The sequence below is a fragment of the Lysinibacillus halotolerans genome (assembly GCF_003711845.1).
Taxonomy (GTDB): domain Bacteria; phylum Bacillota; class Bacilli; order Bacillales_A; family Planococcaceae; genus Ureibacillus; species Ureibacillus halotolerans.
Genome location: NZ_RHLQ01000059.1, coordinates 1 through 15,845, shown reverse-complemented (window position 1 = coordinate 15,845; position 15,845 = coordinate 1). Strand labels below are relative to the sequence as shown.

Annotated in this window: 10 protein-coding genes; 6 read left to right on the top strand and 4 right to left on the bottom strand. The window is 33.0% G+C overall.

Going from position 1 to position 15,845, the window contains the following annotated elements; all coding sequences use genetic code 11:
* Nucleotides 1-305 precede the first annotated feature (305 nt).
* Nucleotides 306-3,152, bottom strand: a complete 2,847-nt coding sequence (locus EC501_RS16420; protein WP_122973430.1) for a DEAD/DEAH box helicase — start codon at nt 3,150-3,152, stop codon at nt 306-308.
* Nucleotides 3,149-4,750: a hypothetical protein gene (locus EC501_RS16415; RefSeq protein WP_122973429.1), complete on the bottom strand. Its 1,602-nt coding sequence runs from the start codon at nt 4,748-4,750 to the stop codon at nt 3,149-3,151. The genes EC501_RS16420 and EC501_RS16415 overlap by 4 nt, the downstream gene beginning before the upstream one ends.
* A gap of 491 nt (nt 4,751-5,241) precedes the next feature.
* On the opposite strand from EC501_RS16415, the gene EC501_RS16410 reads away from it, so the two are divergent.
* The 3 genes from EC501_RS16410 (at nt 5,242) to EC501_RS16400 (ending at nt 8,446) form a co-directional block, all read left to right on the top strand.
* Nucleotides 5,242-5,715 carry an IDEAL domain-containing protein gene (locus tag EC501_RS16410; protein WP_122973428.1) on the top strand — a complete coding sequence of 158 codons (474 nt, stop codon included), beginning with the start codon at nt 5,242-5,244 and terminating at the stop codon, nt 5,713-5,715.
* A 650-nt stretch (nt 5,716-6,365) separates the two neighbouring features.
* A complete protein-coding gene (locus EC501_RS16405) occupies nt 6,366-7,637 on the top strand; it encodes a nucleotide sugar dehydrogenase (protein WP_122973427.1) in 1,272 nt (423 codons plus the stop codon).
* 77 nt (nt 7,638-7,714) lie between these two features.
* Complete coding sequence (locus EC501_RS16400) at nt 7,715-8,446, top strand: WecB/TagA/CpsF family glycosyltransferase (RefSeq protein ID WP_122973426.1); 732 nt, start codon at nt 7,715-7,717, stop codon at nt 8,444-8,446.
* Between the two features lie 138 nt (nt 8,447-8,584).
* Here EC501_RS16400 and EC501_RS16395 read toward each other — a convergent pair whose 3' ends face one another.
* Nucleotides 8,585-10,045, bottom strand: a complete 1,461-nt coding sequence (locus EC501_RS16395) for a carbon starvation CstA family protein (RefSeq protein WP_122973425.1) — start codon at nt 10,043-10,045, stop codon at nt 8,585-8,587.
* A gap of 334 nt (nt 10,046-10,379) precedes the next feature.
* Nucleotides 10,380-11,837, bottom strand: coding sequence for an O-antigen ligase family protein (locus EC501_RS16390; RefSeq protein ID WP_122973424.1), 1,458 nt, complete (start codon nt 11,835-11,837; stop codon nt 10,380-10,382).
* A gap of 306 nt (nt 11,838-12,143) precedes the next feature.
* Between EC501_RS16390 and EC501_RS16385 the strand changes: the two genes are divergently transcribed.
* From EC501_RS16385 to EC501_RS16375, 3 genes are all read left to right on the top strand, one after another.
* Complete coding sequence (locus tag EC501_RS16385; protein ID WP_158599735.1) at nt 12,144-13,244, top strand: glycosyltransferase; 1,101 nt, start codon at nt 12,144-12,146, stop codon at nt 13,242-13,244.
* Complete coding sequence (gene murJ / locus EC501_RS16380) at nt 13,241-14,776, top strand: murein biosynthesis integral membrane protein MurJ (protein WP_122973422.1); 1,536 nt, start codon at nt 13,241-13,243, stop codon at nt 14,774-14,776. Before EC501_RS16385 ends, murJ begins: the two co-directional genes overlap by 4 nt.
* 235 nt (nt 14,777-15,011) lie before the next feature.
* Nucleotides 15,012-15,593 (top strand): TetR/AcrR family transcriptional regulator, encoded by a 582-nt coding sequence (locus tag EC501_RS16375; RefSeq protein ID WP_122973421.1) that lies wholly within the window; start codon nt 15,012-15,014, stop codon nt 15,591-15,593.
* The last annotated feature ends 252 nt before the right edge of the window (nt 15,594-15,845 follow it).

Here is a 15,845-nt window from a genome sequence, read left to right as displayed (position 1 = left end):
TACTTTCAACTAGATGATGGATATGGAAAGCAATATCATTATTTTGTAATTTTACTTCTAAATCTAAAGGCAAAACGAGTTGATTCATGTTATAATCTTTAAACATAAGGATCCTTCTTTCGATATAGTTTTGTGTGGTAACTTAATTTTATCAGAAGAGATCCTTATTTTATTGTAAAAAATTCAAAGCCGTTGAAATTTTACCTCATTGTAAAATTTCAACGGCTTTTTTTAATTAGAGGAGAGTTTTGTCCCAGCCTCTTTCAATTGTTTTATTCAAATGCATTTTCAATAGTTCCACTTACTTAAATAATGGTGCTTTCTTTTGTATCTAACATAAGTAAATCCATCAATTCATCCTCTTGTAATTCGGATAACCAATTGCTTGATTGAATTAATTCTTCAGATAAGGCAGACTTTATCTCTATCATTTTATCGATTTTTTCTTCAATCGTACCAATTGTAATAAATTTATGAACTTGAACAAATTGAGTTTGTCCAATTCGGTAAGCCCGGTCTGTAGCCTGATTTTCTACAGCGGGATTCCACCAACGATCTGCGTGTAATACATGGTTAGCAGCTGTTAAGTTTAATCCAGTTCCCCCTGCTTTTAACGATAATAAGAAGATAGGAAACTCTCCTGCTTGGAATCCTTCCACTAATTGATCCCTTTGTTGTTTAGGCATGCTTCCCGTTAAGAAGGGCACATCGATATCGTATAGCTCAGAAAAACAATGTTGAAGTAAATGGCCCATTCCGATATATTGGGTGAAAATTAAGCATTGCTCGCCATTATCTACGATTTCAGCAGCTAATTGAACGATTCTTTTTAGTTTAACGGAACGGTTTAACATTACCTTTGCTTCGTCAAAAGGCTCTTTTAAATAGAGAGCTGGATGATTACATAATTGCTTTAAATTGCTCAACATTTGTAAAATCCGACCTTTCTTTTCAAAAGGGGACATTGTATTCAGTTGAGCCATCGTGTCTTCAATATAACCTTCATATAGCGCGGCTTGCTCGCTCGTTAAAGCACAAAATTCCTTCGATTCTTGTTTATCAGGTAAATTCAACATTAAATCCGGATCATTTTTAGTTCGTCTTAATAAGAAAGGACGGATTTTAGTCCGTAAAATTTGTTTATGGCGCTCTGATTCTTCTCGTTCAATGGGAACAATGAATTGCTCTTGGAACTTACCGAAACTGCCTAAATATCCTTTATGAATGAAATCGAATATCGCCCATAATTCGGAAAGACGGTTTTCAATCGGCGTTCCTGTTAAAGCGATATGATGTTTTCCTTTTAATTTACGAATCGCACGAGATTGTAATGTTTGCATATTTTTTATGTTTTGGGCTTCATCTAATGTAACGGTTGCCCAATGGATTTCTTGTAGAAACTCGATATCTTGTGAAATAGTACCGTAAGTTGAAAGGATAACATTTGGTTTTTCTTTTATGATCATTTGATGGAACGAATCTTTTTTTATTCGTGATGAACTATAATGGGTATGGACTTTTAATGAAGGAGCAAAGCGAACTAATTCCTTTTGCCAGTTCCCTAAAACGGAAGTTGGGCAAATAATAATAGTTGGTAGTTGTTCCTCCAAAGTTTCATACGTATATAAAAGATAACTAATGAGCTGTACAGTTTTACCAAGACCCATATCGTCAGCTAATACAGCACCAAAATTCTGATTTCGCATAAAGGATAGCCATTCAAATCCTTCCTGTTGATAAGGACGCAATTCTGCATGTAAACCTTTCGGTGGCGAAATGGATGGTAACCCTTTTTTATGTTGAAGTTGATCCACATATTCCTTTAATGAACGTTGCATTTCAAAGGCAAATAAAGGGTCATCTCTTTCTATATCCTCTTCTTCTCCTTCTAGTGCTGTAAATTCATCTGGTAATTCACGGAATAACAATTCACGTACTGTCCAATTTTCGTCTTCAGCCTTGTCCATCAATTCTCGAATTTCCTGCATCCAATTGGCATCTAAACGGAACCATTCATTACCGATACGTACAAACTCCCGTCTTTCATCCACAATTTTTCGAAACTCTTCATCTGATATTTGTTCTCCATTTAAGGAAAGCTGCCAGTTGAAGGATAATATATCATCTAATCCTGCTACGGACTTTTGTGATTGATTACTTGCACTTACACGAACGCGCATTTTCGTTTGCTTTAATTCCTTTAACCAAGTCGGTAAGATGATTTCAAATCCAAGGGCACCTAACTTAGCAAAATCTCCCCGTAGTAAATTACGTACATCCTTATCTTCTAACATAATATGTATAAAAGATTCGGAGTCTACGTTATAACTACTTAAATCCATTAGCTCTAACATTTGATTTTGCATGTTTTTAATTTCTTGGGCATAAGGCAACCACTTATCAGGTAGAGCTCTTTCAATTGGTAAATGGCGTTTACGAACAGCAGGTGCCCATACCTTTAACGTTTTTTTCGAACTTAATACAGTTTCAAGTAGCCATTGTGAGGAACTTTCTTCTGGTTCCCGTAATCGTAAAGCTACCTTAACATCACCTATGGATCGATCTTTGTTTAATGGCCAACCACCTTTACTGAAAAATGGTAATAAAGTGGGGATATCATTAGCAAGTAACCCTGCATAGGCTAATTTTTGTTGAACAGCAGTCGTTAAAATGGATTCACATTCAGCTAATTGAATCTCTATTTCACCATAAGCATTTTTTACAAAATCATCTTCCATAAAATTTTGTGGCAATTGAAAGGAGAATGTAATGTTATTGGAATCATCTTCAGTTAAAATTACGTAATCCCATAAAGCACTATTGTTCCACAGTAATTGAACAGCATTTATGGAAGCGAGTAGTTTTTTAGTTTTATCATTTGTTCCCATTAATTGAATAAAAGGATGTTTATAAGATGGTGAGATTAACTCAACTAGTTCTACTAAAGATACATGAATTCCATGTTCACCGAAATTTGCATTTAAACCAAAACAATTTGGCTCATAACGATAAAACAATTGGTGAGACCAGTTGGACGGCGGTATAGGTGAACCATCTTCATGGAACGCAATGACAGAAAAGAAACCTGGTTGCAGTTCTTCAAAAGTGACACGAATTGTTTTCGTAAAAGGTGTTAGTTGAATTTCCGTCATGCCAGTAAATTTCCTTTCTCTAATTCTTCTTGCAATGCTCGTAAACGTTTATATTGTTCACGTATAGATTGAATATAGTCTGTCCAAAAGTAAGTTTTACCACATTTTTTTGCTGCTGATTTCATCATTTTCCAAATACGAACAGCTTGTTTATAATTCATTCTTGATTTTTGATTTACTTCTTCTAGCGCATAGTAATGATACAAAGGCAATGTTACCTCAGGAGCAACTTCTAAAACTTCCTTTAATCCACAAGTTTCCAAATAGGAAATAGAAGAAGGATACAACTGATGAAGTGCCGCCCACTCCTCGTACCTTTTTACCTTTAATAAATATTGGGAATATGGTTGTACCCCATATACTCCAAAGGCTGAAAATAACATTAGTTCTTCCTGTTCCGTTAAGTTTATATGTTCAAATAATGAATGGACTCTTCTTACATATACTTGGCGTTGGGAAGGTAATAGGTAATTATTTATATATTCATTTAAATGGGGGAGCATTGCTTTTAATATTAGTTCATATGCTCTTTCTTCGTTTCTTGAATAAGAAAATTTCGCTAGACCAAAATAAATGTTCATTTCTTTCGGTTGAATGGTTGTTAAATTATTTTTTAATGAATCATAATCTTTTAATATTATGTGGAAAACATTTAAAACTGTTGGAAGGGGAACGTCATCACTTAATTTCGTATTTGTATTTTTTTTAGCATCTTCAGCATATTGGTGAAGGATGCTTAATTCTTCTTCAGCCCTTCTTTTTTCTATAAAAATGGTATCCCAAAACAATAAATAAATATTTAATCTTCTACCAATGTGATGCTTTCGCTCAAGGAGTAATTCCCGAACTAATACTTGGAGGGCATCAAAAAACGGATCCGTAGCAAAAAGCCGAGATTTCCCTGAAATTTCATGAATCGTATTTTGAATCACTTCAAATCTTCTATCAAAGAAATATTCAAAATAATCACTATTGATATTTGATTGGGATTCTAAAATATGTTGCCATAGTTTGTTTAAAATAGCGATTTCAATAAAAAGGTTGTAAATAGGTTGCCATTCTCGTTCAAATGGCGTATGTTTCTTCAGTTTTGACTGGGCATTTTCAGCAATGTTCGAGATGAGATATTTTTCGATTTGACGACCCTCTTGTAATTGATGGGACATCACTTCATTTACCATCGCTAGCCAACTTTCAGGTGTACGTTCGGAAGCTAACAAATGTAAATTCACGCTTTTTTTGGAACGCCATTTTGAAGTCCAATCTTGTACGGAATCAATGTATTGGTAAAGAGATAAAAGAACACTTATTTTATGCCGGCACCAATCTTCCTGAGGACAGTTACATTGAATATTTCCCTCCTGGAAATGAACGGTAACATGGGTTGGTCTGACATCTTGTACAGTTGTAAATAAAGTTGAAGTAGTTGGTACGTACCGTTCAAAGGTAACGGATTTATTTCGAACCGCAAATAATGCTCGACGTATTAGCTCTTCATCTTCCGTTACGGATGGATGTAAAGAATGTTCAATATGTTCTAATTGATCTATAATAAATTTTTTTTGTTCACGTGCCAGTGTTGAAACCGATAACACCATATCATCGCCCCTTAGAAATACACAATTTATTTTCCATTTTGAAAACAAATCGATGTCTTTTCTTATGCGGAAGTGAATACATATCCGCTAAAAAAGTCTTTCCCTTCATTATAACTTGAAAAGATAGGAATGATAAGTAAAAGGATAAATATATAAAATTTCCTCAATAAAATTTTTAAATGATGGATAAAATAAATTTTTTTCTGAAGCGTTAAGAATGGCTCATTTATAATCTGTCAATAACGAGACGACAAAAATCGATAAATTTAGTAAATAAAAGCAAGTTTGAAACAAGAAAAGTATGGGGACTATAGCATTAATAAGGGAATGAATTCGTATATTAGAATAACAGAAAAAACAGCTTCCTTTGTAATTCTTTTAAGTGGGTATGGCTTCTCTATTCCAATATAGTATGCAATCGCTTTCAGCTTCTTTTATATTGTTTCACCGGTAATGAGAGTAAAGGAAATTTTTAATTGGGAGGGGATAGAATGATTCAAGTGCAGTTTATGAAGCCTTTTTATACAAAAGTTAGTGGAAAGACATTACGTTTAGTGTTTGCTTATCAATATTTCTCAATTGTAAAGGATGACGAGCTGTATCATTTTGTTCCTGTTGAAGGTAAGGAAATGATTATTGATTTAGAGACGAAACAAATAGAAAACCTTTCAGAAATTTTCGTTTTCCAAAGAGGAAATCGTTTTATTCGTTTACCATTATACCAGCTACTTCTTATATCCAATGTACACGAACATTTAAGTCCTATTTTGGAAAAGGCATCAAATAATGAAGACACTTTAAATATACCTCCAAGTGATAAAGAGGAGTCGGAAGTTCAAAAAATGATTCGTCTTTTAGAAGAACAAAATTTAAATCGATTAATTGATCACGCATTAGAAGCACGTGATGAAAAACGTTTTTATGAATTATTAGATGAAAAAATGAAATGGAATGGAACGAAGTAGTAAATATAATCACTGTTTTATACACTCATACTCATAATAAACGTACATCTGTACAACACAAAACAGGCACCCTTGATTAAAATCAAAGGTGCTTTCTTTTATCAATGGATTCATGGACATTATGAAACCAATATAAATAATTGAATAATGGCTAATACAATCCCTGAACCGACTATTCCATATAACCAATCTTCCTTCGATATTGATAATTGTTTTAATCCTTTCATTATAACTCCCTCCTCTACCCTAGTATTTCCAATTATTGAAAATGTTAAAACTGTAAAAACTATATTAAGAAATTCTAAGAATGTAGAGATTGTTATGTTGAAATGAGAAAATAAAGTTAATCAAGCCTACTGTAAAAAGATTAATACAAAAGGAAAAGAGAGAAGATAGAATGGGGTTGAATAAGTTGGTTTAAATTTTTGAAATAATAAAGATAGAACTAGGAAGAGGATGCATAAATAAAGTGGACGATTTGAAGTTCAAACCACTTTTTCCTTCCTGGTCTTCTAAAAATTAAAGTTGATTTGTATACTATTATGCAAGTTTTTGACAAAGGAATGGATAATTCCAACTTCATCTTTATTTTTAGTGTGATTTAGAGATAAATCGGCACTATTCTCTATATGGAAGGAAAGTGGGCTATGATGACAAAAACAGTTTGTGTCGTTGGGTTAGGGTATATTGGATTAACGTCAGCAGTAATGTTTTCAAACTATGGTATGAAAGTACATGGTGTAGATATAAACCCATCAGTTGTTCGCAATATTAATGAAAAAAAATTACACATTGAAGAACAAGGTCTTCAAGAAATGCTGGACCGAGCAATAGATGAAGGAATGTTTACTGCATCTACTACGCCACAAGAAGCAGATGCATTTATCATTTCTGTTCCGACACCAATTAATCCAAATAAAACAGCAAATCTCGATTATGTAAAAGAAGCAACTAAATCGATTGTTCCTTATGTTAAGAAGGGAAATTTAGTTATTTTAGAATCGACAGTTCCACCGAAAACTGTTGAAAATATTATGATTCCTGAATTGATGAAAACAGGATTCGAAATCGGTACGGACATTTATGTGGCCCATTCACCTGAAAGAGTTATACCTGGGAAAATTTTTGAGGAATTAGTAAATAATGATCGTATTGTTGGTGGGATTAATGAAAAATCTGCCCAGTTAACAAAGGAATTATATGAATGCTTTGTCCAAGGGGAAATTCATTTAACTAACGTCACTACGGCAGAACTTGTGAAGGTGATGGAAAACACTTATCGCGACATGAATATTGCCTTTGCTAACGAACTTTCTAAAATTGCAGATAATATTGGGGTCAATATTTGGGAAGCGATTCAGTTTGCCAACTTACATCCAAGGGTCAATATTCACTTCCCTGGACCAGGCGTAGGTGGTCATTGTATTGCCGTAGATCCATGGTTTCTTGTGGAAATAGGTGGGGATAATGCACAGATTATTCATCATTCACGACATATAAATGATAGTATGCCAGCCTATACTGCGCAAAAAACATTGTCTATCTTAGATGAAAATAACATTGTAGGCGGAAAGGTAGCGGTTTTAGGTTTAGCATTTAAAGGAAACGTAAATGATATACGTGAAAGCCCTTCGATTGCTGTTATCGATTATTTACAACAACTCGGATTGGAAGTTGTATCCTTTGATCCGCATATTAAAGAAAATAATCATGTGACACAAACCCAACATTTAGAGGAAGCTACAAGGGATGCGGATATTCTTTTAGTTTTAACAGATCATAATGAATTTAAAACTTTTGATCCACATACCATTACGACAAACCATAAAATTGTATTTGATACGAAAAATTGTTTGAATCGGAAAGTTTGGCAAAATGCAGGTTTTCAATATTATTTATTAGGCGATGCGAAGAATAGATGAAAAACTACCAAACCATCACATTGGGGCAGTAATTTCGTTTAGCTGCCTCCTTTGTCTAAAAGGACGGTTGTGCAAATATGAAGGAAAAAGTACTTGGAATTCAAGTTAATACTGAAAAGTACGATAGACTTATTAAAGAAATTTTCAGCCGAATCGAGAGGAAAGAAAAAACATTAATTGTTGCAATCAACCCTGAAAAAATTATGAATGCAAAAGACAATGAATCATTAAAAAAATTACTTAATGATGCTGAAATTCAAATTCCTGATGGAATAGGTGTAATTATTGCATCGAAAATCCAAAAAGGAAACATTCATGAACGTGTAACCGGTGTTGAAATGATGATGCGTATATGTGAAGAGGCTTCCAAACAAGACAAATCCATTTTTTTATACGGTGGTAAATGTGGCGTAGCAGATCAGGCAGCAAAAAAATTAAAAGAGTTATACCCTACTATTAAAGTTGTTGGAACGCAGGATGGCTATGAAAATAATATGGAAAAAGTCATTTCGAATATAAATAAAGCAAAACCGGACATATTATTTGTTGCAATGGGTAGCCCGAAACAAGAAAATTGGATTAACCAATATCGTAATCAGCTTTATCCAACGATTTTCCAGGGAGTTGGGGGATCCTTTGATGTATTGGCTGGTACAGTAAAAAGAGCTCCGGTCATTTTCCAACAGCTAGGTTTAGAATGGTTATATCGGCTGTTAAAAGAACCGAAGCGATTTAAACGACAACTAGCTTTACCACGCTTTTTAGTTGAAGTAGTGAGACATTCTGTTCGAAAACAACATAAAGTATAAAGGATACTATTTAGTTGATTTCGTTGGAGAAATTTATTGTAAATGTGGGACATATTCTTATGAATGATTTAATCAAAGTAAATGAAAACACCTTCACCAAGATGTATTTTATTCATACATGGTGAAGGTGTTATTATTTTATTTCATTTCATTTACATTAAATCGCGAGACGTCTTCGTCCAATAGGAAGGACGTTCCACGTTTTTTATGGGCTGCATTGAAGAAAATAGCTACAATGGCCATCGTTGCCACAATTCCTCCAATATAGGAAGCGTTTAATGGTATACCGAATCCCATTGTAGGTTCATATAAAATATAGACAATGACCATTACTGTCATGAAGGAAGCTGGCACTGTAGCGATCCAATGATTTTTTTTCGCCAAGAATAAATACATTGCTCCTACCCAAAGGGCGATAACGGCTGTTACTTGGTTTGCCCAGGAGAAGTATTGCCATAAAATATTAAAGTCAATTTTCGTTAATGCGTAAGAAATGACGAATAAAGGAATGGCAATCCATAGCCTGCTTAATAATTTTGATTGACCAAATTTAAAATAATCTGCAATGATCATACGTGCTGCGCGGAACGCTGTATCCCCAGATGTAATCGGTAAAATAACAACTCCTAAAATAGCTAATGTACCGCCAATAGAACCCATCATTAATAGTGAAACTTCACTTACTACTGCTGCAGGTCCTCCAGCAGCTAACATTTCGTTTAAACCACCATAGCCATCAAATAAACTCATAGCTGCTGCGGCCCAAATCATAGCGATAATTCCTTCTGCTATCATCATGCCATAGAAAATTTTACGACCTTGTTTTTCATTTTGTGTTGTACGAGAAATAATAGGTGTTTGAGTAGCATGGAATCCAGATAAAGCCCCACAAGTAATTGTAAAGAATAATAGTGGGAAAATAGGTAAGTCATTAGGATGCATATTTTGAAAACTTAACTCTGGAATCGGTGCACCTGTTACGATTAATCCAATTCCTACACCTAGTGCTGAAAGAACTAATAGCGCACCGAAATATGGATAAAGACGACCAATTATTTTATCCACCGGTAATAACGTTGCTAAAATGTAGTAGAAGAAAATAACGCCTAAAATAACTGCAAGGGCTACCTTTCCATCTAGTAAATTATTAATTAACATTGCTGGTGATGTAACGAAAACAGTACCAACTAACAATAAAAGTAACAATGCGAAAACGTTTACAACGTGCTTCATAAATTTCCCTAAAAACTTCGATACTAATTCTGGTACGTGTGCCCCTTTATTACGGATAGAAATCATGCCTGTTAAGTAGTCATGTACAGCGCCGGCAAATATACAGCCTACGACAATCCAAATGAATGCGACTGGACCATAAAGTGCCCCTGCAATAGGTCCAAACACTGGGCCTGTCCCCGCAATATTTAGTAGCTGGATTAATGAATTTTTTGAAGTTGACATTGGAACATAATCAACACCATCCGCATTCACGTATGCGGGAGTAGGTCTTTCTGATTTAGAACCAAATACTTTTTCAACGTATTTGCCATATGTAAAATAGCCAACGATTAAAATCGCGATACATACTAAAAATGTAACCATTTATAGTACCCCCATCCCTTTTTAAATATTCTCAATTTTCATAATAAGATAATATCATAATATGTTATATAACAACAATGGGATTTTAAAAATTTCATATGGAACAGTATTAGGGAAAATATCAGGAGATTAATAGAGGAAATTCGTAAACATTGCAGTATGTATCATTTAACTGTAATATATACTTATACTTTGTCACACTTTGTGATTGTCTAACGCTTAAATGGCAAAAAGACGAAAAAGACACTTATTGAAAGAAGTAGAAACAGTTAAACTGTTCCTTTTCTTCATAAGTGTCTTTTTACGTTTAATTGGGAAATGATCCCAAAGCTGTTTAATTCAATGAGTATTGTTTATATAGTTTATTTTGTACAGCAAATATTCCTAAAATAATGAAGAAGATTAAAGTGTAAATTTTTAATTCCCAAATATTATAATAAGCTCCTGAACATCCTGTAGATAACCATAATGCGATCATAAATTGCCCGAAACTTGTATTCTTTCTTTTCCAAAACAGTATTACCATGGAAATTAAGAAAATCGCAAATAAAATGACACCAATTGATCCGGTTTCAGCGATAATTTGAATATATTGGTTATCGGAATAGATTTTATTATTATAATAAATCGATAAATCGATTCCATAGTCCTCGTAAATAGGTGATCCGTAGGAAAGGGTAGCGGCACCTCCAAAAGTACCGAATCCTGTCCCTGTGATTGGATGATCACTAAAAATTTCGAACCCTTTTGTTATATAAAAAACTCGCCCATTGGAAACCATAAGCTCAATATTTTTTTCATCGATTGTTTGATTAAAACGTTCCCCGATACCACCAGCAATTCCTTCCGGCGCTTCTACACCCATTGATTGAGCTAAATTCACCCCTCCAATGATAGGGAAGTAAACGAGGAGAACAGATGCTATTAAACTAATTGCAATTTGTTTAATTAAATAGAACTGTCTAGATAATAAAATGTAAGTGACTCCTAATACAACGGCAGATATCAATGTTCCTCTAGAGAACGTTAGAATAAAGATCCCCATAAAGAGCACGAGACTTATATTTAAGGAAATTTTATATTCATTGTTTTTAAACAAATGCTTTAATACAAAAACGGAAATAATACAAAACATTAAAACAAGTGCTAATGAATTTGGATTTCCTACTAATCCATAAATTCTAGATATATTCTCCGGAGATAGCGCCATATGTTTCCAGTTGTAAGGTAGTAACCATTGGCGTATAGAAATTTTTTCAATAATACCATGCAATGCTAATAACCAACCTAAACCTACACCTGTCCAGGCTAACTTTGCCATAAAGTTGATTGGTAATTGACTTCTAGAGAGGAAGAAATAAATAAAGTACATAATGATAAATGTACGGACTTGGAATAAAATTGCTCCAACACTAACCCCATTTAAATAGCCGATTAACGCACCGAATAGTAAAAAGATAAAGAATGCCCATTCAAATAATTTAAATTTTAATAAATTCTTCATATCAAATTTACTTGAAATAAGGCATTTTACTAATAAAATAAACGTAATGATGTCACCGATATATTTCATACCGGAATTGACTTCAATCAAAAATGGACGAATCGCTACATAAATAACTAAATATAAAATACTTTCAAAAGGTTTTATAAAAGCGAAAATGATAAAAACTAAAGTTGTTAATATAATCGTTACTTTAGATGGGAGTGCAAGTACAGCAAATGTAAAAATTAATAAAATGAAAATTTGAAGGAAATCTTTTGAAAATAAGTTTTGCTTGGTAAGTTGCATTTGAAAATTCCTTTCTTAATCTTAATCATATTGTGGGTAATTATTACATTCTCTAAACATTATACATATTTAGGAAAAGTAATGCCTTAGCACACGTTGGACAGAAAAAAATAAGGCTAGTAAACTGATATTACAGTTTTTTGAAATTTAATGAAAAAATTTTAAAGTTGTCCCAAAGATTTTTATTATGTATTAATAAAGCATAAAGAAAACAGAGACATGTTTATTTTATAAGGAAAATATTAAGTTGTTTTCAATAATTGTGTAAAAGTATGTAAAGAATTGATGAAAAGGCGTGAAGGACTGATGAAAAAAATATTCGTAATTAGTAACATGTATCCTTCTAGTAAACATTTATCTTTTGGGATATTTGTAAAAAACCAGGTAGAAGCCCTTCGAAATGAAGATTTAGATGTAATCGTAGCGGTTAACCAAGATCCTGAAACAGGAAGAAAGAAAACGATTGTAAAGTACTGTAAATGGGGAGTAAATATTATTAAGAAAGCGATAAAATATCGGAAACAAATATCCCTTACCCATGCCCATTATGTTTTTCCATCAGGAATGTTTTCTTTACTTTTAAAAAAAATATTTCATATTCCTTATATTGTTACAGCCCACGGTGGGGATATTGAACGAATGGCAAAGAAAAATGCAAAAATACGTCAATGGACTGAAAGCATATTAAAAGAAAGTAGCGCTATTATTGCAGTCGGTCCCGTTTTGGCAAAGCAAATAGAAGAAGAATATAAAATTCCACGCGATAAAATTACTGTTTGTAGTATGGGAGTTGACCGGGAAGTGTTCCAGCCTGGTAATCTTTCATTAGTAAGAGGACAACTAGGACTGGATCAACACGATTTTATTTATTTATTTGTAGGAAATGTCATTAAACAAAAGGGTATAGAAGAATTGTTGCAAGCATTTCAACAAGTAAAGAAAAGAACCGGAAAATCAGTTAAATTAGTACTCATTGGTTCAAGAAGGGATGGCAACTTCATTCATCAAATTCAACCTTATATTGATGACACCGTTGTATTAGTTGACCCGTTAGAACAAAAGGAATTAGTGAAATGGTTCCAAGCAAGTAATGTATTTGTATTACCTTCCCATATAGAAGGGTTCGGATTAGTAGCATTGGAAGCTATCGCATCTGGTACACCTGTTATTGCTTCCAGTGTTGGCGGTCTCGTTTCTTTATTAGAGAATGGGACAGGCCATCTAGTTGAAGCTAAAAATCCTGGGGCATTAACGGATGAAATGATTCGGGCTTTACATACGCCAAAAGAACAATATTACAATGAAGAAGCAGCGAAGGAAATATTGCATCTTCACGATGTGAAAGAAATTACAAAAACAGTGATTAATCTCTACGAATCAACGGTTAAAGGTGGTTCCAACTCATGAATAAATTTTTAAAAATTGTTGGAGCCGTTGCAATTATTAATATTGCTGCTCGACTATTCGGCTTCCTGAGGGAAATGGTAATTGGTTATCAATATGGGGTATCCTATGCCTCTGATAGTATTTTTACCGCTTATAATTTCCCTAATTTTTTATATTTAGTAATTGGTGGGGCTTTTACGACTGCCGTTATATCCCTTTATAATAAAAAGTCAACGAACCAAGCATTATTTGTCAAACAATCTTTTACTATTGTTCTTATTTCAGTGTCTGTCATGACACTGATAGTTCTATTTTTTACAGAACCAATTATTAATTTATTTTACCGTGATTCAGGGTTTGAAATAAGTCGAGAAGGTTTCGAATTATCGAAGCATCTATTTTATTGGATGATGCCCTCTTCCATTCTGTTATGTTTAGCATCTTGGTATAGTGGATTATTAAATGTTCATAATAAATTTCATTTATCTAGTATTTCAATATTAATTTATAATATAAGTTTTTTACTTATAGCAGTAGGATTATCATTATTCGTTGGACCTATTGCCTATGGTATCAGTGCTTTTGCAAGTGCAATTGTTATGATTTATTTCCTTATTATTGGATACCGAAAATTGGATACCTACCAAGTTGGTCTTTCCTTTAAGCAGGATCAAACAACAAAGGAATTATGGTTAATGGTTGTCCCGATTGCAATAGGCGGGGGAACGATACAAATTTATGCTATGTTGCAACGTTTTTTCGTTGGATTACTTGGCCTAGGAGAAAATGCTATTTCCGTTGTGAACTATGCTTCTCGATTAACCCAATTTCCACAAGCAATTTTAATAACAGCTGTAACGACAGTTATTTATCCGATATTAAGTAGAAAAGAAGCCGAAGATGATCATTCATCCATTAAAAGTTTATATAGTAGAGGGTTACATTATTTATTATTACTTTTAATACCTGTTTCAATCTATTCTTTCTTCTATGGAGAAAATTTAATTCAAGTCATTTTTGAATATGGAAAATTTACTGAGAAAAGTACAGCTATTACGACACCAGTATTACAAATTTTTGTATTATCCATGTTCTTTTTAGCGGCTAATACATATATAACTCGTTTTTATTATGCAAAAGGTGACTCGATGGCTCCAGTCATTTTTAGTATTATCAATGTATTTGTAGTCAATATTGCGGTTATGTATTTATTTGCTGAAGGATCTGGAGTTAGTGCGATAGCATGGGGAACGTTTATAAGTTCTGTTACGAATACAATCATGTTAATGATATATGCGAACTTTAAATATAGTTTAAAACTTATTTCGGATAAAAATTCTAATTTATTAAAATCAATTGCTTCCTTTATTTTGATAGGTATTGTTCTTTATTTATCAAGCAAGTATTTCACATTCGATAGTAAATGGATAACATTTATCGTTGGAGTATTCATATTTGTTGTCATTACGGTAGGCTCTTATTTCTTGTTGGGAATAAAAGAAATGAAGGATTTCTTGGCTGTTATTAAAAAGAAAGTTTTTAAAACGTCATAAAATAAACATAAAATAAAACGCCTTTTAAAAGGCGTTTTATTTTATGTTTATTTTAGGTTAATTGGACTAATACATTTTAGAAGCGATAATTAAATCAAATATTTAAATAGAACTTTTGTAATTTTATATAAGTCTAAAGTCTTTATTATCCTCTATAACTATTATATAATATTGCTAAAGATTGGAATCATTATTTGTCTGTAAGTATTTTAATAGGATAGGTGGATTAGGTAAAATGGCGCGTGGAAGAAAAGTGAATTCAAACGGTGAAAGAAGCAAACAATTACTACGTGAGAAGGCGATTGAACTTTTCGCATCAAATGGTTATTATCAAACGAAAATTAGTGACATTGTTAAAGCAGCCAATGTGACTCAACCTACATTTTATTTATACTTTGATAGTAAAGATTCTTTATTTATTGATTTAAATGAACAATTCCAAGTCGATTTATTTCGCCTTTTTGAAGAACAGCCGGGTCAAAATGAAGCCCATTTTCATCAAGTAATCGGAAACCTTTTACAATATTTTTCTGAAAATCCATTATTGACGAAAATAGGATTGTATCAATCGGAAGGGTCGTATTTAGTGAAAGAAAGATTAGTTGAAAAGTTTGAATATATTTTAGAGAAACAAAAACAGTATTTTAGTAAGTTAGAACAGATGGATATACATATTGTGTCACAAAGCTTAGTAGGTTCTATTGAGCGTTTAACCTTTACGCTATTACTGACAAATAAAAAAACCGTGGATCAATTAACGGAAGAACTTTTATCGATTTACTTTGTAAAGGATGAATTACTATCCTATGCAACATAGATGGACTGTAATAAAATGAAAAAACCTCTCCCATTATATTAATTAATGAACTGACCCAAAAAAGTTAGACATATTTTGTTAGGCGGCTTCCAAGACCTTTGTTCGGTATTCTACCGGGCTTAGGTCTTTTAATTTTGGCTCTATAATATTTGTTGGGGTTTAAAAAAATTTCATAAATAAAAAAGCACGTAATCACCGATTTCTATATACTTGAATTGTCGAGAAACAAGCAATGAAAGGTGATACGTGCAA